The following is a 20507-nucleotide window of genomic DNA, read 5'->3' as shown; positions in this document are numbered from 1 at the left end:
AGGTCAATTTGATTTAAGAACTCTAGGAGCGACCGAAAGCAAAGACATTCGGTGCCTCAATGCCCTCAATGTTCTCCACCAGACGCAGCAGCGGCTTGAGTTGCATGTAGCGGTTGCAGGTGCTGCGGATGTAATGGATGAAACGGGGTGTGTCGGCCAGGTACTTGGGCTTGCCGTCGCGCAGGGTCAGGCGGGCAAAGATGCCGGCAATTTTCAGATGGCGCTGCAGGCCCATCCACTCCACGCCACGGTAAAACTCGCCAAAGTCGTCGCCCACGGGCAAGCCGGCTTTGCGCGCTTTCTCCCAGTAGCGGATGGTCACGTCCAGGCAGAAGTTTTCTTCCCAGGTGAGAAACGCGTCGCGCATCAGGCTGGCGATGTCGTAGGTGATGGGGCCGTAGACCGCGTCCTGGAAATCGAGCACGCCCAGCGTGGTGGCGTCCAGCTTGGGTGGCAGACCGGTGGTGGGGACCATCAGGTTGCGTGGCATGAAGTCGCGGTGCACGTAGACGCTGGGCCAGGAGAGGTTGTTCTGGATCAGCAGCGCAAAGCTGTCGTCCAGCACTTTGCGCTGGGCCGCGTCCAGCGTCACCTGGCGGTGTGCGGCTATGTACCACTGCGGGAACAGCTCCAGTTCGCGCAGCAGCAGCGCGTGGTCGTAGGGCGGTAGCACGTTGGGTTGGGAGGCCAGTTGCCACTGCACGAGCGTGTCTACCGCGCCGAGGTACAGGTCCAGCGGAGGTTCGCTCAGGGCCTGGCCGGTGGTGCTGTAGGTGGGGTTCAGGTCACCGCGTGCGTCCATCAGCTGCATCATGGTCAGCGCACCCAGGTCGGTCAGCAGCATGAAGCCGTGCGGCGCATCCCAAGCCAACACCTCGGGGGCGCGCAGGCCGGCGTCCCGCAGCAGCCGCGCAATGTCCACAAAGGGCTGGCTGTTTTCCTTGTCGGGTGGCGCGTCCATGATGACCAGGGTGCCGCTGGGGCCCTGCACGCGGAAGTAGCGGCGAAAGCTGGCATCGGCCGAGGCCAGACCCAGGGTGCTGGTGTCCAGCCCGTGCGAGGCCTGCACGCTGGCAAACCAGGCATTGAACTGCGCCAGGCGCGCCGGGTCGGTCCAGTGGATGTCGGTAGGGGCGGGCACGGCGGGGGAATGCGGGGAAAGGGAGGGGCTTGGGCTCATGGATAATCCATTCTACAAAGCCCCATGGTCGCGCCCCTGTGCGCACGGTCCTGGTTGGCTGCCTTGTTCGACCTGATTTGCTGACCCTGCACCCCGCCCCATGCGTTTTCCCCCGCGCGACCTGACTCGCAGGCCGCCCCACTGCCCGCCACCCCTGACCCGCCTCGTGGCTTTGGTGGCGTTGGCGTGCGTGCAGATGGCGGTGCAGGCGCAAGAGGCTGCTCCCGCGGGCGAGTCGGTCGAGAACGCACCTGCGACCCTGTTGCCCACCCAGCGCTTGCAGGAGTCGTTGTCACCCGCCCAGCGCGAATCTGCCCCCATGTTTTTGCTGGGTGAACGCATTTCTGGCCGCCCGGACCTGGAAACCGTGGTCGAAGGCCAGGCCGAGCTGCGCAAGCCTGGCACGGTGATCAAGGCCGACCGGCTGGAGTACAACGCCCCCGACGACCAGGCCAAAGCCACAGGCAATGTGCGCATCAACCGCGGTGGCAATGTGTTTGAAGGGCCGCAGCTGGAGCTCAAGCTCGAAGCCTTTGAAGGCTTTTTCCTGCAGCCGCGCTACCAGTTTTTGCAGGGCGACGCCCACGGCGACGCCAGCCGCGCCGATTTTGTGGACGCCAGTACCACCGTGGTGCACGACGCCACCTACACCACCTGCCGGCGCAAGCCTGGCCCAGGTTGGATGCCCGACTGGGTGCTGAAGGCGGCCAACATCACGTTTGATAGCGACGAAGACGTGGGCATCGCGCACGGTGCCTACCTGAACTTCAAAGGCGTGCCCATCCTGCCCGTGCCGGCCATCAGCTTTCCGTTGAGTGACAAGCGCAAGTCCGGCCTGTTGCCGCCCACGGTTGGGTTTGACAACGTCAATGGCGCCGAGCTCAGCGTGCCCTATTACTGGAACATTGCGCCCAACCGCGATGCCACCCTGACCCCTACGGTGATGGCCGCGCGTGGCGCCGACCTGGGTGCCGAGTTCCGCTACCTGGAGCCCACCTACGCGGGCGTGCTGCGCGCGAACTACATGCCCAGCGACAAACTGCGCAGCGCGGACCGCTGGGGTGCCACCGTGAACCAGACCGGCACGTACGACACGGGCCTGCAAGGTATTGGCAATGTGTCTTACCTACTGAACCTGAACCGCGTCAGCGATGACAACTACTGGCGCGACTTCACGCGCTCCAGCGGTTCGCTGACCCAGCGCCTGCTGCCCAATAACGCGTCGGTCGGCTGGACCGAGGGCCCCGTGGCGCTGACCGCCAGCGTGCTGCAGTGGCAAACCCTGCAGGACCCCACGGCGCCGATTGTTCCACCCTATGACCGAGTGCCCCAGCTCACAGCGCGCTATACGCAAACCAACCAAGGTGGTTTTGACTGGTCGCTAGAGGGGGATTTCACCCAGTTCCAGGCCGACCGCAGCCTGACCCTGCAGCCCAACGCGCAGCGTGTCTATGGCCTGGCCCAGGTGAGCCGGCCCTGGGTGGGTGCAGCAGGCTTCGTGGTGCCCAAGCTGCAGCTGCACACCGCGGCCTACCAGTTTGACAACCCGATTGCCAATGGCAACCGGTCCGCCGACAGCACGGTGCCCACCTTCAGCCTGGACGCGGGCCTGGTGTTTGAGCGCGACGCCAGCTACTTCGGCCGTGCGCTGGTGCAAACCCTGGAGCCGCGCGCGTTCTATGTGCGCACGCCGTACCACAACCAAAGCCTGCTGCCCAACTACGACACGGCGGCCAACGATTTCAACTTCGCCAGCATCTACACCGAGAACGCCTTTGGTGGCCACGACAAGATCTCCGACAACAACCTGCTGACCCTGGGCGTGACCACCCGCCTGCTGGATGCGGATACCGGCGTGCAGCTGGCACGTTTTGGTGTGGCCCAGCGTTTCCGGTTTGAAGAACAGCAGGTCACACTGACGCCGTCCACGGCCACCGCCCAACCGGGTTTCAGCGATGTGCTGTTCGGCGCCGCCGTGAATGTGAACGAACGCTGGGCGCTGGACTCCACGGTGCAGTACAACCCGCGCACCGACAAGTCGGAGCGTTCCACCATCGGCACCCGCTACAGCCCGAGCAACTACCGCGTGGTCAACCTGGCGTATCGCTTTCAGCGTGATGTGAGTGAACAGGTGGATGTGAGCTGGCAGTGGCCGCTCAACGACCTGTGGGGCGACCGTGGCCAGGACTTGGGCGCCGGGCGTGGCATGGGCGAGGGCCGCTACTACGCCGTGGGCCGCATGAACTACAGCATGGACGAGCGCCGCTTGGTCGACACCCTGTTGGGCGTCGAGTACGATGCGGGCTGCTGGCTGGCGCGGGTGGTGGTGGGCCGGGTGCAGACCAGCACATCCTCGGCCACCGAGAGCATCAAATTCGAGCTGGAGTTTGTCGGCTTTACCCGACTGGGCGTAAGCCCATTGCAAACCCTGAAATCCAATATTTCACGCTACCAGAACTTGCGAGAAGTGGGCGGCACCAACAGCCGCTTCAGTAACTACGATTGAACACCATGAAATTTCGCGTCTGGGCCTGGGCCCTGGTCTGTCTGTGCAGCATGGCGGTGTCGCCATTGCAGGCACAAACCCCGCAACCGCTGGACTACATCGTGGCGGTGGTCAACTCTGACCCCATCACCAACCAAGAGGTGCAGCTGGAGGTCAAGCGCGTGGCGCTGCAGCTGGCCCAACAGGGCAAGCCCGCACCAGTGCCCGCCGAATTGCGCCGACTGGTGCTGGAGCGCATGATCAACGACCGCGCCCAGCTGCAGCTCGCGCGCGAAACCGGCATCCGCATCGACACCCCTGCGATTGACCGCGCCGAGCAAGCCGTGGCCAGCCAGAACCAGGTGGACGTGGCTGGCTTGTACGAGCGCTTGGCCAAGGACGGCGTGTCGGTGGCCACCTTCCGCGATGGCCTGCGTGACCAGCTCATGCTTAACCGCCTGCATGAACGCGATGTGGAGGCCACCATCAAGGTGTCCGACGTGGACGTGGACCGTGCCATGCTGGAGCAACAGGCCGCCAATACCGACCCCTTTACCTTTGACATCAACCTGGCGCAGATTTTGGTGGCGGTGCCCGAAAAGGCCTCGCCCGAACAAGCGGCAGCCCTTTTTGTGCAGGCGCAGAAGCTGCTGGAGCGCATTCGCGGTGGTGAAGACTTCGATCGCCTGGTGAAAGAGGTGTCGGCAGCCGATCGCAGCAATGGCGGCCAGTTGGGCCTGCGCCGTGCCGATCGCTATCCGCCCTCTTTCGTGCTGGCCACGCAAAAGCTCAAGGTCGGTGAGGTGTCTGACATCGTGCGCTCCGGTGCGGGTTTCCACATCCTCAAGGTGGTGGAGAAGCGCCCCCCTAGCCGCCTGGTGCAAACCATCACCCAGAGCCGGGCTCGCCACATTTTGCTGCGGGTCACCCCCCAGCTGCCACCGGCCAAGGCCGTGGCGCAGCTGGCTGAGGTGCGCGCGCGTATCGTCGCTGGCAAGACAGATTTCGCTACTGAGGCGCGCAAGCTGTCCCAAGACTCGACCGCGGAGCAGGGCGGTGACCTGGGCTGGGCCTCGCCCGGCATGTTTGTGCCCGAGTTTGAGGAGGCCATGGACCGCCTGACCGAGAGCCAGATAAGCCCTCCGCTGATTTCGCGTTTCGGTGTTCACCTGATCCAGCTCATGGAGCGTCGCAAAGTTGAGTTGAGCCCGCAGCAGGTGCGCGAATCGGTGCGCAACCAACTGCGTCGCAGTCGCTACGACGAGGCCTATACCACCTGGGCGCAGGACATACGCGCTCGCGCATTCGTCGAGATGCGCGAAGCTCCACAGTGATGACCCCCACGCTCCGCACTTCGTGTCGTACGCTGCCCCCCAAGGGGGCTCTCGCGCCTTGGGGCGGCCCTGCGGCGCTCACGCGAGGACGCGTATGACCCAACACATCGCCCGCAAGCGCTTCGGCCAGCACTTCCTGTCCGACGGGGGCATCATCGATGCCATCGTGCGGGCGATCGACCCCAAGCCGGGCGATCCCATGGTGGAAATCGGTCCCGGCCTGGCGGCGCTGACACAGCCGCTGGTGGAGCGCTTGGGACACCTCACCGTCATCGAGCTGGACCGCGACCTGGCCAAACGCCTGCGCAGCCACGGGCAGCTCACGGTGATCGAGTCTGATGTGCTAAATGTGGACTTTGCCCGCATAGACATTGCGCCAGCAGCTACTAAAACCATAGCGAATGCAGATGCTGCGCCGGTGGTGCGTCCCAAGCTGCGCGTGGTGGGCAATCTGCCGTACAACATTTCTACGCCCATCTTGTTCCATCTGCTGGGCCATGTGGACTGCATTGAAGACCAGCACTTTATGCTGCAAAAAGAGGTGATCGACCGCATGGTGGCGCAGCCCGACACCTCAGACTTCAGCCGCCTGAGCGTGATGCTGCAGTGGCGCTATGCCATGGAAGACGTACTGTTTGTGCCGCCCGAGAGTTTCGATCCGCCCCCGCGCGTGGACAGTGCGGTGGTACGCATGGTGCCACTGGCCCACCCCCCGGCGATCAACCAGGCCCTGTTTTCCGAGATGGTGCAGGTCGCGTTCAGCCAGCGCCGCAAGCTGCTGCGCCACACGCTGGGCCGTTGGCTCGATGAGAGGGGCTTTGTCGGCACCTTTGATGTGCAGCGTCGTGCCCAGGAAGTGCCGGTGGACGAGTACCTGGGTCTGGTCCAGCAGCTGGGCTAGCCGTCGCTGATGGGCGCGGCCGTCGCGTCCAGTCGCTCTGGGGCCGTGATGGGCAAGGTCATGCTGAAAGTGGCGCCCGCGCCAGGCCGGCTGTGCACCTCGATGCGCCCGCCCAGCACACTGCCCACCAGGTTGTGCACGATGTGCAGGCCCAAGCCCGAGCCGCCCTGGCCCAGACGTGTGGTGAAGAAGGGGTCAAACACCCGGTGCAAGTCCTCGCTCTGGATACCGTGTCCGCTGTCACGCACCTCAATCACCACATGCTGGCTGTCTTTGGCCCAAGCCTGCACCTCAATCTTGCCTTCTTCTCCGGGTTCAAAGCCGTGCAGCACAGCGTTGTTGATCAGGTTGGTCAGCACCTGGCCCAGCGGGCCGGGGTAGCTGTCCATGGTCAGCGCCTCATCAATCCGGGTGCTGACGGTGCAGGCCGTCTTGCGGATTGCCGGGTTCAGCGTGACCAGAATTTCACCCACCACCGCGGCCAGGTCAAACTTGCGCCGCTGTGAGCTGGTCTGGTCTACTGCGACTTGTTTGAAGCTGGCCACCAGCGCAGCGGAGCGGCCCAGGTTGCGCACCATGATGTCCGAGGCCAACTGCATGTCGTCCAGAAAACCCTGCAGGTCCGACTTGCGCAGTCCGGTGGCAGCCAGATGGCGGAAGTCGCGGATGCGGTGTTCCAGCGAACTGGCTACGGTCAGCCCGTTGCCAATGGGCGTGTTGAGTTCATGCGCCACGCCGGCCACCAACGCACCCAAGGCGGCCAGTTTTTCCGATTGGACCAGGTGATTCTTCGCCACTTTCAGGGTGTCCAGCGTCTCTGACAGTTCCTGGTTGGCGCCTTGCAGTTCGGCGGTGCGCCGCGCCACGCGGGCTTCCAGCTGCGTGTTGAGCTCCAAAATGCCTTGCTGTGCGCGTCGCCGCTCGGTGATGTCAAAGTAGGTGAACAGCACCATGGTGCGGTCCATTTCCTCAAACAGCCGGGTGGACAGCGAGATCCAGCGCAGCTCGCCGTCGTGGCGTCGCATCTGTACCTCCACGTCGGTAAAGGCCGTGCCTGCCGCAGTCATGCCCATCAAGCGTGCGCGGTCCTCGGGATTTACCCAGATGCCCAGTGTCAGGCCGGACTTGCCTTGGTCGTGTACCGGGTCGAACCCGAAGGCATCGAACCACGCGAGATTCCATTGCGTGGTCTGGAAATCGTTCTGTGTGCTGGAGTAGCACATGGGCAGCGGCGACTGTTCAAACAAACGGGAAAAGCGCGACTCACTCTGCTGCAGGGCGCGTGCAGCGCGGCGTTCATCCGTCACGTCGCGCAGCAGGGCAATGAGGTAGCGCTCACCGCGCGACTCGAAGGAAGCGGCGTTGACCAGGGCCTCGCGTACCTGGCCGTCCCGTGCATTCAGGGCCATGGGGTAGTCGCTGACCGCCCCCTCCGTGCGCAGCAGACGCGTCAGGTCGCGCCGCTTCTCGGGTTCGGCCCATATGTGCAGTTCGGTGGAGGTCTTGCCGATCGCATCGTCATGGCGGATGCCGGTGATGCGCTCGAAGGCGGCATTCACCTCCACGTACTTGCCGTCGTCCATGCGTGAGATGGACATGAAATCCGGTGTGAGCCGAAACGCGGCCTTGAATTGCTCGTACACCACGTTGTGCTCGGTGATGTCCCGTGCGATCCACACGGCGTGCGAGTTAGCGGTGCCGTCCAGCGCAATCAGTGCGCAGTTGACCATGCAGTCGCGCAGCGAACCATCGCGCCGGCGCAGAGTGACCAGGTGGTTGCGGGCCGAGCCGTTCTGCAGCATTTCGGCGATCAGTGCGGTGCGTTGTGCGGGCTGGGCCCAGACGTTGAAGTCCGCCATGCGGCGCCCCAGCACCTCGTCGCGCTGGTAGCCGCTGATGGTTTCGAACCCCGTGTTGACCTCGGCAATGGTGCTGTCGTCCAGCCGGGTGATGACGATCCACTCCGCGCTGGTGTTGAACACCCGGGAGAACTTGTCCTCTCCATCGGACAGGGCGGCCAGAAGCCGGCGCTTGAGTGCCTTGGGTAAAAGCCTTGCCAAGATGCCCATGCCAACAAGTGTCTCTTTGTTTGCCGCAATAGTACAGCGTGCAAAAAAAAGCCTGTCACGGGGACAGGCTTGGTTTTGGGCGGGTACATCGCCTGGCAGAGTGGAAGTTGCTGCTTACGCGGCCGCCAACCAGTACCCTGCGTTGAAGGGGCTGCTCATGCGCAGCGCCAGGGGAGAGACATCCAACAACTTGTCGGTGGGCATCTTCTCGCCGGTTTCGGTAGTCAATTCGACGCCGACCACCTCGGTGGACACGGCTTCGCTGCTTGCCTCGTTCGCCCGTTCTGCTTGGCTGGTGTGTGCAGAACGGGCTACAGAAAAGAATAGAAGCATCTGAACGGTATCTTCCGGTCTCCCCAGTAGTCGGCGGTGTCGCGGAAGATGTCCAGCAGCTGCTCACGCGCTTCCTTGTCGAACTTCACGTTCGCAGGGATGTGCTCCAGCACGGCGATGAAGCCAGGCTGTGGGCCCGACTTGTGCACCGGGTCGGTCATGCTGTCGTACAGCGCGTCAAAATTCTTGCTGACGGTGGCGGGCAGCATGAATTGCTGCCCGATCATGTCCAGCACATCCTGCTTGGTCTGCGCGTTAGCGAGGTTGGCGTACAGAAAGTGGTGTCCCAAGCCCTGAGCGGCTTCCTGCAGATCCGACACGCGGAACGCGCGGATTGATTGAACGATGTTCGTTCTCACAGTTCGAAGTGGCGTATCCATCCCCGATTCTCTTTCTCAAAGTACAAAATTCAATTCAGGGCACGATCTTGCGAAAACTCGCATAGTGATCGGCCGTGTAGTAACAGGCATCTGGCACAGTGGCTGGGCCACCGCACACAATTCGTCGTGCTCCCCGGTCCGAAGATTCCGGTGTGTTCACGGTGTATTCCCGGTAGTAGCCGCGCTTTTGCAAGGGCAGCAAACGCTCCCGATTGCCGAAGACCACGCCATCTTTGGCGTAGGGAAAAGGACCGCCTTGCCGGACCAGCGCATAGGTTGCACGGGCGGGGGCTGGAAGGCTGCCCACTTCCACGGAGGGAGTCGCCAACGGCCAAGGCACGTCTTTGGCGAAGGTGAGGTCTGCAGACACTGCTGCAACCAAAACCAAGCCAGTAAGTACTAACTTGAATACACCCTTGCGCACCCTGAATCCTTGTGTGACTACGCGGGTAAACCCGGAAAAGCAAGTGCGTAGTGTCGTGGATTCGGTACAAAAAAGCAAGGCCTTGCTCAAGAAATGAGCAAGGCCCGCAGGGTCTTTACAAAGTAAAGTGTGCGCTAACTGTTACAAAATCCCTCAACGCGTTGCGTTTGCGTCCGCCACGGTCAGCGCCGTCATGTTCACGATGCGGCGCACCGTGGTGCTGGCAGTCAGCACATGCACGGGCTTGGCCGCACCCAGCAGCACGGGTCCAATGGCAATGTTGCCACCAGCGGCAGTTTTGAGCAGGTTGTAGGCAATGTTGGCGGCGTCGATGTTGGGCAAGACCAGCAGGTTGGCGTCCCCGTGCAATGTGCTGTTGGGCATGAGTGCCTTGCGGGCGGCACCGTCCAGCGCCACGTCACCGTGCATCTCACCATCTACTTCCAGCCAAGGAGCCTGCTCGCGCAGCAGCTCCAGGGTGCGGCGCATTTTGACGGCGCTGGGCTCGTTGCTGCTGCCGAAGTTGGAGTGGCTCAGCAAGGCGGCCTTGGGTTTGAAGCCGAAACGCATCATCTCTTCGGCCGCCATGACGGTGATTTCGCAGAGTTCTTCGGCGGACGGGTCGTAGTTGACGTGGGTGTCCACCAAAAACACCTGGCGATTGGGCAGCATCAAGCCATTCATGCAGGCGTAAATCTGTACGTCCTGCGGGGTACTCGGACTGCCGCCATGGCGCTTGCCGATGACCTGGTCGATGTAATGCAGGTGTGTCGCGGTGGTGCCCCAAGTGCCGCAGATCAAGCCATCTACGTCACCCTTGTGCAGTAGCATGGAGCCGATCAGGGTCAGGCGGCGGCGCATTTCGATCTTGGCAACCTGCGCGGTCACCCCCTTACGCTCCGTCATCTGGTGGTAGGTTTGCCAGAAGTCGCGGTAGCGGTGGTCCTGCTCGACGTTGACCACGTTGTAGTCCACGCCTTCCTTGAGGCGCAGGCCGAATTTCTCCACGCGCTCGGCAATGACCTTGGGGCGGCCGATCAGCGTGGGCAGGGCCAGGCCCTCGTCCACCACGATTTGGGCGGCGCGCAGCACGCGTTCTTCTTCACCCTCGGCGTAGGCCACGCGCTTTTTGAGCGCCTTCTTGGCCGCTGTGAAGATGGGCTTCATGGTGGTGCCGGAGGCGTAGACAAAGCTTTGCAGCTTCTCGCGGTAGGCATCCATGTCCTGGATGGGGCGCAGCGCCACGCCGCTGTCGGCCGCGGCCTGGGCGACGGCCGGGGCGATCTTCATCATCAGGCGCGGGTCGAACGGCTTGGGGATCAGGTACTCGGGGCCAAAGGCCAGCTGCTCGCCCACATAGGCCGCAGCCACCACTTCGCTCTGCTCGGCCTGGGCCAGCTCGGCAATGGCGTGCACCGCGGCAATCTCCATTTCCAGCGTGATGGTGGAAGCACCCGCATCCAGCGCACCGCGGAAGATGTAGGGGAAGCACAGGACGTTGTTGACCTGGTTAGGGTAGTCGGTACGGCCGGTAGCCATGATGGCGTCGTCGCGCACGGCCTTCACCTCTTCCGGCAGGATTTCGGGCGTGGGGTTGGCCAGCGCGAAGATCAGCGGCTTGGCGGCCATGGAGGCCACCATGTCGGGCTTGAGCACGCCACCGGCGGACAGGCCCAAGAAAATGTCGGCACCGGCAATCACTTCGCGAAGCGTGCGCGCATCGGTCTTCTGGGCGAACTGGGCCTTGTCCTCGTCCATCAGCTCGGTGCGGCCCGCGTAAACCACGCCGGCCAGGTCCGTCACATAGATGTTTTCACGCGGAATGCCCAGCTTGACCAAGAGACCCAGGCAGGCCAGCGCGGCGGCACCGGCGCCCGAGGTCACCAGCTTGACGTTCTTGGGGTCTTTGCCAACCACCTTGAGGCCGTTGAGCATGGCCGCACCCACGCAAATGGCGGTGCCGTGCTGGTCGTCATGGAAGACCGGAATCTTCATGCGCTCACGCAGCTTGCGCTCGACGTAAAAACAGTCTGGCGCCTTAATGTCCTCGAGGTTGATGCCGCCGAATGTAGGCTCCAGCGACGCGATGATGTCGACCAGCTTGTCCAGGTCGTGCTTCTCGTCGATCTCCAGATCGAACACATCAATGCCGGCGAACTTCTTGAACAGCACGCCTTTGCCTTCCATGACTGGCTTGGAGGCCAACGGGCCAATGTCACCCAGCCCCAGCACGGCGGTGCCGTTGGTGATGACGGCGACCAGATTGCCGCGGCTGGTGTACTTGAAGGCGTTGTTCGGGTCTTTGACGATTTCTTCGCAGGGGGCGGCCACGCCGGGTGAGTAGGCCAGCGCCAGGTCATGCTGGTTGATCAGCTGCTTGGTCGCACAGATGGCGATCTTGCCGGGGGTGGGGAACTCGTGGTACTCCAGCGCGGCCTGGCGCAGTTGCGCTTTCTTTTCGGCCGAATTGGAAACGGGGGGATGGGGGACGAGGGGCGCGGGTTGCTGGGGCATTAGGGATCCTCTGCGGCGAGGGGTTCTAGCAAACTCGCATGTCCCCCGGCTCGGTCATGGGCTTTGGATTGTAGACCTCGTCCGCGGACGCTTGGTTGCAGAGGAGGCAAACTTTATGCGAATAAAGAATGGGGTTATTCGGGGTGGTTTAGGGTTGGGTCGCCTTGCTTTGCTCCATACGGCGGGCCGTGCTTTTGCCTGTCAGCACGAAGCCGCGCTGGGTGCCCTCACCATCGGTGAACTGCCAAATACCTTCGCCGTCACCCGCTTTCCACGCGCCCGCCAGGGCCGGGTGCGCAGCGGCCACCACGATGGGAAGCGCGGGCGTTTTGATGCTGACCGGCATCAGCGGGAACACCAGCGCGGTAGGCGTGCCCGCCAGCGTGGCAGCTAAGGCCTTGGCCGCGTTCATGATGGGCATCACATAGGGCAGGGGACGCTGGCCGGCCGAGGCGTACTGCGCGCAGTCGCCCAGTGCGTAGACGCCGAGAGCTGAGGTTTGCAGCATGTCGTCCACCACAATGCCGCGCTCGCAGACCAAGCCCGCGGCGGCGGCCAGTGCGGTGTCGGCGCGCAGGCCAATGGCGCTGAGCACCATGTGGGCGGATACGACGCCGCCATCGGCCAGTTGCACGGTGAGTCCGCTGTCCGTGCCGTCCACAGCGGTCACCGTGGTGCCAAAGTGCCAGACCACACCCAGTGCCTCCAGGGCCGTCCTGAGTTGGTCGCCCGCTTCGGCTGGCAGCAGCAGCGAGAGCGGACGCGGGCCGGGGTCCACCACATGCACCGTGGCACCGGTGTGCACCAGGTCGTTGGCAAACTCGCAGCCAATCAGGCCCGCACCCATGATGAGCACGGTCTTGGGCGCTGCGGGCTCCGCGGCGCTGGGGTCCACCCCCAGGGCTTGGTGGAAGGCGCCGAAGTCGTCCAGATTGTTGATGGACTTCACCTGATCCGCGCCTGTGCCGCCCACGGGAATGCGGATGGGCTGGGCACCCGTGGCCAGCACCAGGCGGCTGTAGTGCAGGGTCTGCGTTTGGCCGCCGTGGCCCAGCACCACGCTGCGCGCTGCTGTGTCCAGCGACTCTACGCGGTGCTGGGCTAGCAGCGTCACATTCAGGGTCTCCACCATCTTGGCCGCAGGTGTGCTCACCAGCTGGGCCGGTGTGCGCTTCTGGGCGTAGGCGTTAGACAGTGTGGGCTTGGCGTAGAAGTCGCCGCTGTCGGCAGTAACCAGCACCACGGGCGTGGTGGTGTCCAGCTTGCGGAACTCGCGCACCGTGGTCCAGCCGGCCAGGCCCGCGCCGATGATGAGAATGGGTTCGGAAGGTGCGGGTTGGGATGCGGTCAGGTCACTCATGCGGCGGGCTCAGGGGCGTTCAGGTGGAAGGAAGCAGCGAGTCTAGATCAGAGCGTCACCATCTCGAAGTCGGCCTTGGCCACGCCGCAGTCCGGGCATTCCCAGCTGTCGGGCACGCTGGCCCAGGCGGTGCCGGGGGCAATGCCGTCTTCGGGGCGGCCAGCGGCCTCGTCGTACACAAAGCCGCAAACGATGCAAATATAGGTGTTCATGGGGATTCTTGGTTCAGTTATGGGTGAAATCAGGCGCTAGCCCGCGCAAAATATGCGCGAGCAGCTATCAAATTCATAGTAGTGATGAAAGAGCTTAGGCACTCAGGCTGGCCAGTTGGGCCTTGTAATGGGCTGCGTGGCGCTCTTCCACACGGGCCAGGGCGGCAAAGCGCTTTTGGGCTTTTTCCAGCGTGGCCTTGAATTGTGCCGCGTGCACCTTGCTCTCCTCGATCTGCTCGTCCATCTCGGCCACGGCGGCGGCATTGCCCTCGGCCTCAGCCGTGGCGCGGAAGCCGGGGTACATCTCGGTGTACTCGTAGGTCTCGCCGTCGATGGCAATCTGCAGCGCCTTGGCCGGTGTCATGCTGGCCTTGGGGTAGAGCAGGTCCAGGTGGCCGAAGGCATGCATGACTTCCTGGTCGGCGGTTTCCTCAAAGGCGCGGGCCGTGGCCTCGTCGCCCATCTCGCGCGACAGCTTGGCAAAGTAGCGGTACTTGATGTGGGCCATGGACTCGCCGGCAAAGGCGGCTTCCAGGTTGGCGAAGGTCTTGATCTCGGGGCGGGCGGTGGTGGACATGGTGCTCTCTCCTTGGGTGGCGGGTGCTACAGAAACCATTTCTGCAGCCATGGACGCAATGGTAAGGAGGGTGGCTCATGAAAGCCAATCGACTTTTACTAATTCATTGATAGAGACTATTACAGAAGACCAACCAGGCCTTCGCCCAGTACCCCTAGGCCTCCGCAGGTTGGGGCCTCGGGGGTATTCTTCCGCCCCTATGAAAACTTCCTTCTTCGGCACCGCCCTGGTGCTTGGCCTGCTGTCGGCCATCGGTCCCTTCGCCATCGACATGTACCTGCCCGCTCTGCCCTCTATCGGGCAGAGCCTGGGCGCCTCCATGGGGGCGGTGCAGGCCAGCCTCATGGCTTTCTTCATTGCGCTGGGCATTGGCCAAATCATTTACGGCCCGGTGTCCGACATGGTGGGCCGCAAGGCGCCGCTGTACTTTGGCCTGGTGCTGTTTGCCGTGGCTAGCGTGGGCTGTGCGTTGGCACCCGATATCCATACCCTGGTGGTGCTGCGCTTTATCCAGGGTTTGGGCGCTTGCGCCGGCATGGTGGTGCCGCGCGCCGTGGTGCGCGACCTGCACACCGGCCATGATGCGGCGCGCCTGATGTCGCTGCTGATGCTGGTGTTCAGCGTGTCGCCCATCCTGGCGCCGCTGGCCGGCAGCGTGCTCATCGAGACCGTGGGCTGGCGCAGCGTCTTCTGGGCCGTGACCGTGGCCGCCGTATTGGGCCTGATCCTGCTGGCCACCAGCCTGCCCGAAACCCGCCCGGCCGAAGAACGCGTGAACAGCAGCGTGGGCAGCGCCCTGGCGGCCTACGGCGTGCTGTTGCGCGACAAGCATTTTCTGGGGCTGGTGTTCATTGGTGCCTTTGGCATCTCCAGCTTTTTTGCCTACCTTGCCAATTCATCCTTCGTGCTGATTGACCACTACGGTTTGACACCACGCCAGTACAGCATTGCGTTTGCGGCCAATGCGGCGTCCTTCATCGGCATCTCGCAGTTCACGGGCAAGCTCAGCGCCAAGTTTGGGCTGGTGCGTCTGGTGAAGTTTGCCGTGGTGGGCTACGCCGCCATGATGACGCTGCTGCTGGCAGTCAACCTCGCGGGTGTCGAGCGGCTGGACGTGATGATTGCCATGATGTTCATCGGCTATGGCTTTCTGGGGCTGGTGGTGCCGACCACGGCCGTGCTGGCGCTGGAGGAGCATGGCGAGATTGCCGGTACGGCCTCGGCGCTCATGGGCACCCTGCAGTTCGTGACGGGCGCCGTCGTGATGGCGGTAACCGGTGTGCTTGCCGATGGCACAGCCCGCCCCATGATTGCCGGCATTGCCGGGTCGGCTATCGTGGCGTTTGTGTTCGCGCGCATCACCTTGCGCGGCCACGGCCATAGCAAGGAGGCCCAGCATGCCTGACATCGTCGTTCAACAACCCGCAGGCCCTGCCAAGCAGCTGTTTCTGCTGAACCATGGCGTGGGCGCCACGCCCCAGGGCCTGGTGCCGCTGGGCCAGCAGTTGGCGGCGGCCTTCCCCGAGGCACTCATTGTCAGCATCCAGGCGCCCCACGCGTCGGACTTTGGCCAGGGTTACCAATGGTTTTCGGTGCGTGAGATCACCGAAGAGAACCGCCCCGCCCGCGTAGCCGAGGCCATGCCTGAGTTTGTAAAAATGGTGGAGCACTGGCAAGTCCAAAGCGGTGTTGCAGCCGAGGCCACGGCGCTGGTGGGCTTTTCGCAGGGCGCCATCATGTCGCTGGAAGCCACGCAGCTGGAACAGCATATTGCGGGTCGGGTCGTTGCTCTGTCAGGCCGTTTTGCCCAGCTGCCGAAGCTGCCCCATGCCCACACCACGCTGCACATGGTGCATGGCAAGAGCGACGCGGTCATGCACTACGGCTACACCGTGTCGGCCGCCGAACACCTGATCAGCCTGGGCGCGGACGTGACGGCCGACGTGATTCCCTTCCTGGGCCACGAAATCACTGCCGAGGTGGTGGAGACCGTGGTGGAGCGCCTGCTGGGTCACCTGCCCAAACGCCACTGGGAAGAAGTGCACCGCGCCGCCGAGGGTGACTAAATCGTTCCTCGACGCACGGTGGCGTCCAGAAACTCCAGCCCCCGCACAGGCGGGCCATCCCCTGCCGATCGGCCCTGTGGCAGTTCACCACTCATGAACACCTTGATGATGGCCGCGCGCACCTCTTGCGGCTCCAGCAGTTCCACGTACGAGCCATTCACGCGCAGGTAGTCGCCCGTCTCCGAGATGGCCAACAGGCCATATTCCAGCCCCCAGCGCACGATGCCAATCACCACCTGGTGATTTTTGGCAATGACAAAGGCCTTCACCGCGTTGCGGCGCAAGGACACGGTCAGCTTGGGGCGCTCCAGACGTAGCGACAGGGGTGCTCGCTGCGCCGCTGGCGCAGGGGGCCTTGCCGTGAACTTGCGGGTGACCATGTCAACCGCGCATCAGTGCTTCGATCGCATCCGGCTCCACCGGCACGCCGCGGCTGATGAGCTCGCAGCCCGTGTCGGTGACGATGGCGTCGTCTTCGATGCGGATGCCGATGTTGTGGAACTGCGCCGGCACGCCGTCAGCCGGACGTACATAGATGCCGGGCTCAATCGTCAGCACCATGCCGCTGCGCAGAATGCGCGCGGGGCGGTTGACGATGGTGTCGCCGCTCAGCGCGTCCTTGCGCACGCTGCCCTGGCCCAGTTCGGCGGGTTCGGTGTAGCTGCCGCAGTCGTGCACATCCATGCCCAGCCAGTGGCCGGTGCGGTGCATATAAAACTGGAAGTAAGCGCGGCTCTCGATCACATCGTCCAGGCTGCCCACCTTGTTCTTGTTGAGCAGGCCCAGGTCCAGCATGCCCTGCGCCAGCACCTTGACCGTCGCCTCATGCGGGTCGGTAAAGCGAGCACCCGCCTTGGTCGCGTCAACCGCGGCAATCTGTGAGGCCAGCACCAGGTCATAGAGCGCGCGCTGCGGGCCGCTGAACTTGCCGTTGGCCGGGAAGGTGCGGGTGATGTCGCTGGCATAACCGTCCAGTTCGCAGCCCGCGTCAATCAGCACCAGTTCGCCATCGCGCACGGCACCTGCGTCGGCGCGGTAGTGCAGCACACAGGCATTGGCGCCCGCGGCGACGATGGAGCCGTAGGCGGGGTACTGCGAGCCGTGGTGGCGGAACTCGTGCAGCAGCTCGGCGTCTAGGTGGTATTCGCGCACGTCTTTGCCTTCGCGCAGCATGCGGGCCGAGAGTTGCATGGCGCGGATGTGGGCGCCTGCGCTGATCTGCGCGGCGCGGCGCATGGTGTCTTGCTCGTAGGTGTCCTTCACCAGGCGCATCTCGTCTAGCGGGCCGCAGAGGTCGCGCACTTGTTCGGGTGTCAGTGCGCCGTAGCGCACGCGGGCGCGCAAGCCGCTGAGCCAGCCGTCCACCCGGGTTTCCAGACCCTTGTGCGTGGCAAACGGATACCACACGGCGTCGGCGCCATCCAGCAGTGCGGGCATGCGCTGGTCCAGCTCGTCCACAGAGTAGGCAGCGTCCACACCCAACAGTTCCGGCGCAGCATCGGGGCCGACGCGAAAGCCGTCCCAAATCTCGCGTTCCAGGTCTTTGGGTTGGCAAAACAGCGTGGTCTTGCCGTCCCCGGTGATGACCAGCCAGGCCTTGGGCTCGGTAAAGCCGCTCAGGTAATAAAAGTAGCTGTCGTGGCGGAACAGGAAGTCTGCGTCGCGGTTGCGCTGCTGCTCGGGGGCGGTGGGCAGCACGGCCACGCCGTGCTTGCCAATGCGGGCGGCCAGCGTGGCGCGGCGGGCGGCGTAGTTGGCGGTAAGTTGGGTCATGGGTCCAGTGTAAAGCCCTGCTGGCTGGGCTGCCACAGGGATCGGGGTTGTTGCCGGGGCGGTGGGCAAAAGTAGCGATTTTTGATACCACGGGTGGCGTCTGCCGACCTGCGCAGAAAAGCCACAGAACTTGGACCGCCCTCCTTGCACACTGCGCCCACAGGCATGTGCCTGTGCCACTTGGAGTGTTATGCGAGTCTTTTTCCTTCGGGCTGTGGTGTCACGCGGCCTGGTCTCCCTGGCCGCGCTGGGCAGTGCGGCCATTCTGACCGGCTGCTATGTGGTGCCGCTGAACCAGGCACCCGGCTATGTCGGAACCGTGCCAGTGCCGATAACGGCTGCGCCGGGGCCCATCACCTTCCCCGCTCGCCTATACCCCGCCAACGACCTGGCACGGGGTTATGGCATGGTCAGCGCCATCGTGACCAACGACTTGAACGGGCGCGGCACCTTCAACACGGTGATCGACGGCGAAAGCTTCTCCGGCGAGGCGACCCGCAACAGCACCTCCGCACGCGATGGCATTGCCAATGGCGCAGGCAATCGAGGCAGCTACCTGCAGTGCACCTACAAGATGAACAATGCCACCCTGGGTACCGGTACCTGCCGCCTGTCCAACGGCGCCCTGTTCACCATGCATGTGGGCAATTAGACGGTGTGCTCAGGCGTTGAGTTCGGCCAGCCGTTGGGGCGTACCCACGTCCGTCCAGCGGCCGGTGTACAGCTCGGCGCTGACCTGCTTCTGCGCCATGGCCTTGCGCAGCAGCGGTGCCAGCGGCGCTTTGATGCCCTGCGGATTACCTGCCGGAATGTCGCACCAGGGCGGCGCAAACAGGGCATGGTGGAACAGCGCGAAGGTGCTGTAGGTGTAGCGCTGGGCGGTGCTGTCGGCTGGCGGGTCGGTGCACAGGCCGATGCCGTGGGCGTCCACCTGTTCCAGCCCAAAGTCGCCCTTGCGGTGGTGTGTGGGGTTGGGCACCAGCCACAGGTGGGCCAGCTTGCCGCTGGCGGCGAAGCGATCCACCGCGGCCTGGCTGAAGACAAAGTCAGGTGCAAACACATCGCCCGCCATGGACCAGAACACGGGTGCCAACTGCGGTAGCGCACGGGCAATGCCGCCTGCGGTCTCCAGTGCACCGCCAAAGTCGCGCCCTTCGTGCGAGTAGTGCAGTGCCATGGGGGTAGAGGAATGCTCTGTTTTTGATAGCTGCTCGCGCAATGTTGACGGGGGCTGGGTGCTGATTCGGCTTCCAAAGTGCCCCTCGATCTGCTCCCCCAGCCAGGCCGTGTTGATGACGGCCTGGCCAAAGCCACCCTGGGCCAGCGCCTCCAGGTGGTATTGCATGAGGGGCTTGCCCTGCACTTCCAGCAGCGGTTTGGGGCAGGTGTCGGTCAGCGGGCGCATGCGCTCGCCGCGGCCAGCGGCCAGCACGATGGCGGGGGAGAGGGAGGACATGGGCGCTGAGCATAGCCCAGGCGGCGTAGGCGTGTGGTACAAACCGCCCCATAGAAAAAACAGCGGGGCCACAGGGCACTTGCGAACCAACACAGGGAGGACTTTATGGGTAGTCAACGTATCCAGGTGATCTTTGGGCTGATCATCGTCGCGATCGGTATTTACACCTTCATCAAGCGCGAGGTGCGTTTTTCCTGGTGGTCGCGCGATGATGGTGACGGCCCTGAATCGGAATTCACCGGCTTCATGGCCCAGCTGATCGGTGCCGGCCAGGTAGCGATTGGCATCACCACCATCTATTACGCCTGAATACTGGGCTTGGGTCTGCCACACCGGGCCGCTATCATCTTCACCACCTTCAACCGCAGGAGCACACCATGGGACTGATGGACTTCATCAAGAAACAGTTTATTGACGTCATTCAATGGACTGAAGAGGACGACGGTACGCTGGCCTGGCGCTTCCCTATGGCGGGCATGGAAATCCAGAACGGCGGCACGCTCATCGTGCGCGAATCGCAGGTCGCTGTGTTCGTCAACGAAGGCAAGGTGGCCGATGTGTTCGGCCCCGGCACGCACACGCTCACCACGCAAACGCTGCCGGTGCTGACCTACCTGAAGAACTGGGACAAGCTGTTCGAGTCTCCCTTCAAGAGCGATGTGTACTTCTTCAGCACGCGCCAGCAGATCGACCAGAAGTGGGGCACGCCCCAGCCCATCACCATCCGGGACGCCGACTTTGGCGCGGTGCGACTGCGCGCCTTTGGCAACTACAACTTCCGCATTGCCGACCCCAAGCTCTTCCACACTGAGATCTCGGGCACGCGCGAGAGTTACACCACGGCCGACATCGACGGCCAGCTGCGTGGTCTGGTGCTGCAGAACATCAGCAACGCGGTGGCTGGTAGTGGCATCGCGTTTTTGGACCTGGCAGCCAACCAGCTGAGTTTTGCGCAGGCGCTGGTGCGCCAACTGGCGCCCGAGTTCGAGAAGATCGGCCTGAAGCTTGAAGGCATGACGGTGCAAAACGTCTCCTTGCCCGAAGAGCTGCAGAAGATTCTGGACCAGAAAATCGGCATGGGCATGGTCGGCAACGACATGGGCAAGTTCATGCAGTACCAGACGGCGCAGGCCATCCCCAAGTTTGCCGAGGGCGCGGGTTCTGGCGGCGGCATTGCGGGCGATGCCATGGGCCTGGGGGCTGGTGTGGCGTTGGGCCAGGTGTTGGCGCAGAACTTGGCCAGCGGTTTGCAGGGCAATGCGGCGCCCGCCGCTGCCGCGGCGCAAGTGGCGGGTGTGAAGCCTGAGGATGTGATGGCTACGCTGGAGAAGCTGGGCGATCTGAAATCCAAGGGCATCCTGACGCAGGAAGAGTTTGATGCCAAGAAGGCGGAACTGCTGAAGAAGCTGGTGTAGTTATCGGCGAAGAGTCTGGGTGACCGAG

General features: G+C 63.5%; 20 protein-coding genes. 8 read left to right on the top strand and 12 right to left on the bottom strand.

Going from position 1 to position 20507, the window contains the following annotated elements; translation table 11 throughout:
• Positions 1–22 precede the first annotated feature (22 nt).
• The gene (locus tag J2X15_RS13085) at positions 23–1180 is read right to left on the bottom strand and encodes an aminoglycoside phosphotransferase family protein (protein ID WP_310343541.1); all 1158 of its coding nucleotides are present in this window, start codon (positions 1178–1180) and stop codon (positions 23–25) included.
• A 100-nt stretch (positions 1181–1280) separates the two neighbouring features.
• On the opposite strand from J2X15_RS13085, the gene J2X15_RS13080 reads away from it, so the two are divergent.
• The 3 genes from J2X15_RS13080 (at position 1281) to rsmA (ending at position 5900) form a co-directional block, all read left to right on the top strand.
• On the top strand, positions 1281–3686 hold the full coding sequence (locus tag J2X15_RS13080) for an LPS-assembly protein LptD (protein WP_310343540.1): 2406 nt from the start codon (positions 1281–1283) through the stop codon (positions 3684–3686).
• A 5-nt stretch (positions 3687–3691) separates the two neighbouring features.
• Entirely contained in the window at positions 3692–4999 is a 1308-nt protein-coding gene (locus tag J2X15_RS13075) for a peptidylprolyl isomerase (RefSeq protein ID WP_310343539.1), read from the top strand.
• A 94-nt stretch (positions 5000–5093) separates the two neighbouring features.
• The gene (rsmA, locus tag J2X15_RS13070; protein WP_310343538.1) at positions 5094–5900 is read left to right on the top strand and encodes a 16S rRNA (adenine(1518)-N(6)/adenine(1519)-N(6))-dimethyltransferase RsmA; all 807 of its coding nucleotides are present in this window, start codon (positions 5094–5096) and stop codon (positions 5898–5900) included.
• Here the strand turns inward: rsmA and J2X15_RS13065 are convergent.
• The 8 genes from J2X15_RS13065 to J2X15_RS13030 all read right to left on the bottom strand — a co-directional run bounded on the left by J2X15_RS13065 (position 5897) and on the right by J2X15_RS13030 (position 13769).
• Positions 5897–7969 carry a PAS domain-containing sensor histidine kinase gene (locus J2X15_RS13065; protein WP_310343537.1) on the bottom strand — a complete coding sequence of 691 codons (2073 nt, stop codon included), beginning with the start codon at positions 7967–7969 and terminating at the stop codon, positions 5897–5899. The two genes, rsmA and J2X15_RS13065, sit on opposite strands and share 4 nt — an antisense overlap.
• Positions 7970–8083: 114 nt before the next feature.
• Positions 8084–8224, bottom strand: a complete 141-nt coding sequence (locus tag J2X15_RS13060; protein ID WP_310343535.1) for a hypothetical protein — start codon at positions 8222–8224, stop codon at positions 8084–8086.
• A gap of 56 nt (positions 8225–8280) precedes the next feature.
• Positions 8281–8682 carry a barstar family protein gene (locus J2X15_RS13055; protein WP_310343533.1) on the bottom strand — a complete coding sequence of 134 codons (402 nt, stop codon included), beginning with the start codon at positions 8680–8682 and terminating at the stop codon, positions 8281–8283.
• Between the two features lie 34 nt (positions 8683–8716).
• The gene (locus tag J2X15_RS13050) at positions 8717–8995 is read right to left on the bottom strand and encodes a guanyl-specific ribonuclease (protein WP_409034284.1); all 279 of its coding nucleotides are present in this window, start codon (positions 8993–8995) and stop codon (positions 8717–8719) included.
• 264 nt (positions 8996–9259) lie between these two features.
• A complete protein-coding gene (locus J2X15_RS13045; RefSeq protein WP_310343529.1) occupies positions 9260–11620 on the bottom strand; it encodes an NADP-dependent malic enzyme in 2361 nt (786 codons plus the stop codon).
• Positions 11621–11768: 148 nt separating this feature from the next.
• The gene (locus tag J2X15_RS13040; RefSeq protein ID WP_310343526.1) at positions 11769–12980 is read right to left on the bottom strand and encodes an FAD-dependent oxidoreductase; all 1212 of its coding nucleotides are present in this window, start codon (positions 12978–12980) and stop codon (positions 11769–11771) included.
• Between the two features lie 47 nt (positions 12981–13027).
• Positions 13028–13192, bottom strand: coding sequence for a rubredoxin (locus J2X15_RS13035; protein ID WP_310343524.1), 165 nt, complete (start codon positions 13190–13192; stop codon positions 13028–13030).
• 94 nt (positions 13193–13286) lie between these two features.
• Positions 13287–13769 (bottom strand): rubrerythrin family protein, encoded by a 483-nt coding sequence (locus J2X15_RS13030; RefSeq protein ID WP_310343522.1) that lies wholly within the window; start codon positions 13767–13769, stop codon positions 13287–13289.
• A gap of 199 nt (positions 13770–13968) precedes the next feature.
• Here J2X15_RS13030 and J2X15_RS13025 point away from each other — a divergent pair, with 199 nt between their 5' ends.
• Together J2X15_RS13025 and ypfH are read left to right on the top strand one after the other, a co-directional pair.
• Positions 13969–15174 carry a multidrug effflux MFS transporter gene (locus J2X15_RS13025; protein WP_310343520.1) on the top strand — a complete coding sequence of 402 codons (1206 nt, stop codon included), beginning with the start codon at positions 13969–13971 and terminating at the stop codon, positions 15172–15174.
• Positions 15167–15835 carry an esterase gene (gene ypfH, locus J2X15_RS13020; RefSeq protein WP_310343518.1) on the top strand — a complete coding sequence of 223 codons (669 nt, stop codon included), beginning with the start codon at positions 15167–15169 and terminating at the stop codon, positions 15833–15835. The genes J2X15_RS13025 and ypfH overlap by 8 nt, the downstream gene beginning before the upstream one ends.
• Here ypfH and J2X15_RS13015 read toward each other — a convergent pair.
• Together J2X15_RS13015 and J2X15_RS13010 are read right to left on the bottom strand one after the other, a co-directional pair.
• Positions 15832–16215, bottom strand: coding sequence for a hypothetical protein (locus J2X15_RS13015; protein WP_310343517.1), 384 nt, complete (start codon positions 16213–16215; stop codon positions 15832–15834). The two genes, ypfH and J2X15_RS13015, sit on opposite strands and share 4 nt — an antisense overlap.
• A 1-nt stretch (position 16216) precedes the next feature.
• Complete coding sequence (locus tag J2X15_RS13010; RefSeq protein ID WP_310343515.1) at positions 16217–17608, bottom strand: aminopeptidase P N-terminal domain-containing protein; 1392 nt, start codon at positions 17606–17608, stop codon at positions 16217–16219.
• A 190-nt stretch (positions 17609–17798) separates the two neighbouring features.
• Between J2X15_RS13010 and J2X15_RS13005 the strand changes: the two genes are divergently transcribed.
• The gene (locus J2X15_RS13005) at positions 17799–18260 is read left to right on the top strand and encodes a hypothetical protein (RefSeq protein ID WP_310343513.1); all 462 of its coding nucleotides are present in this window, start codon (positions 17799–17801) and stop codon (positions 18258–18260) included.
• A gap of 9 nt (positions 18261–18269) precedes the next feature.
• Here J2X15_RS13005 and J2X15_RS13000 read toward each other — a convergent pair whose 3' ends face one another.
• Positions 18270–19064 carry a nucleotidyltransferase family protein gene (locus tag J2X15_RS13000; RefSeq protein WP_310343511.1) on the bottom strand — a complete coding sequence of 265 codons (795 nt, stop codon included), beginning with the start codon at positions 19062–19064 and terminating at the stop codon, positions 18270–18272.
• Positions 19065–19169: 105 nt separating this feature from the next.
• Between J2X15_RS13000 and J2X15_RS12995 the strand changes: the two genes are divergently transcribed.
• Positions 19170–19373 (top strand): hypothetical protein, encoded by a 204-nt coding sequence (locus tag J2X15_RS12995; RefSeq protein WP_310343509.1) that lies wholly within the window; start codon positions 19170–19172, stop codon positions 19371–19373.
• A 68-nt stretch (positions 19374–19441) separates the two neighbouring features.
• Positions 19442–20479, top strand: a complete 1038-nt coding sequence (locus tag J2X15_RS12990; protein ID WP_310343507.1) for an SPFH domain-containing protein — start codon at positions 19442–19444, stop codon at positions 20477–20479.
• Positions 20480–20507 lie beyond the last annotated feature (28 nt).

Source organism: Rhodoferax saidenbachensis, assembly GCF_031457975.1.
In the GTDB taxonomy this organism is placed as follows: Bacteria; Pseudomonadota; Gammaproteobacteria; order Burkholderiales; family Burkholderiaceae_C; genus Allorhodoferax; species Allorhodoferax saidenbachensis_A.
The sequence above is the reverse complement of the archived record's forward strand: the minus strand, read 5'-3'. Positions and strand labels throughout refer to the sequence as shown.

Bases quoted from the DNA above. Each gene is read 5' to 3' on its own strand.
- J2X15_RS13085 (WP_310343541.1), bottom strand. From the start codon at position 1,180: ATGAGCCCAAGCCCCTCCCTTTCCCCGCATTCCCCCGCCGTGCCCGCC.
- J2X15_RS13080 (WP_310343540.1), top strand. From the start codon at position 1,281: ATGCGTTTTCCCCCGCGCGACCTGACTCGCAGGCCGCCCCACTGCCCG.
- J2X15_RS13075 (WP_310343539.1), top strand. From the start codon at position 3,692: ATGAAATTTCGCGTCTGGGCCTGGGCCCTGGTCTGTCTGTGCAGCATG.
- rsmA (WP_310343538.1), top strand. From the start codon at position 5,094: ATGACCCAACACATCGCCCGCAAGCGCTTCGGCCAGCACTTCCTGTCC.
- J2X15_RS13065 (WP_310343537.1), bottom strand. From the start codon at position 7,969: ATGGGCATCTTGGCAAGGCTTTTACCCAAGGCACTCAAGCGCCGGCTT.
- J2X15_RS13055 (WP_310343533.1), bottom strand. From the start codon at position 8,682: ATGGATACGCCACTTCGAACTGTGAGAACGAACATCGTTCAATCAATC.
- J2X15_RS13045 (WP_310343529.1), bottom strand. From the start codon at position 11,620: ATGCCCCAGCAACCCGCGCCCCTCGTCCCCCATCCCCCCGTTTCCAAT.
- J2X15_RS13040 (WP_310343526.1), bottom strand. From the start codon at position 12,980: ATGAGTGACCTGACCGCATCCCAACCCGCACCTTCCGAACCCATTCTC.
- J2X15_RS13035 (WP_310343524.1), bottom strand. From the start codon at position 13,192: ATGAACACCTATATTTGCATCGTTTGCGGCTTTGTGTACGACGAGGCC.
- J2X15_RS13030 (WP_310343522.1), bottom strand. From the start codon at position 13,769: ATGTCCACCACCGCCCGCCCCGAGATCAAGACCTTCGCCAACCTGGAA.
- J2X15_RS13025 (WP_310343520.1), top strand. From the start codon at position 13,969: ATGAAAACTTCCTTCTTCGGCACCGCCCTGGTGCTTGGCCTGCTGTCG.
- ypfH (WP_310343518.1), top strand. From the start codon at position 15,167: ATGCCTGACATCGTCGTTCAACAACCCGCAGGCCCTGCCAAGCAGCTG.
- J2X15_RS13015 (WP_310343517.1), bottom strand. From the start codon at position 16,215: ATGGTCACCCGCAAGTTCACGGCAAGGCCCCCTGCGCCAGCGGCGCAG.
- J2X15_RS13010 (WP_310343515.1), bottom strand. From the start codon at position 17,608: ATGACCCAACTTACCGCCAACTACGCCGCCCGCCGCGCCACGCTGGCC.
- J2X15_RS13005 (WP_310343513.1), top strand. From the start codon at position 17,799: ATGCGAGTCTTTTTCCTTCGGGCTGTGGTGTCACGCGGCCTGGTCTCC.
- J2X15_RS13000 (WP_310343511.1), bottom strand. From the start codon at position 19,064: ATGTCCTCCCTCTCCCCCGCCATCGTGCTGGCCGCTGGCCGCGGCGAG.
- J2X15_RS12995 (WP_310343509.1), top strand. From the start codon at position 19,170: ATGGGTAGTCAACGTATCCAGGTGATCTTTGGGCTGATCATCGTCGCG.
- J2X15_RS12990 (WP_310343507.1), top strand. From the start codon at position 19,442: ATGGGACTGATGGACTTCATCAAGAAACAGTTTATTGACGTCATTCAA.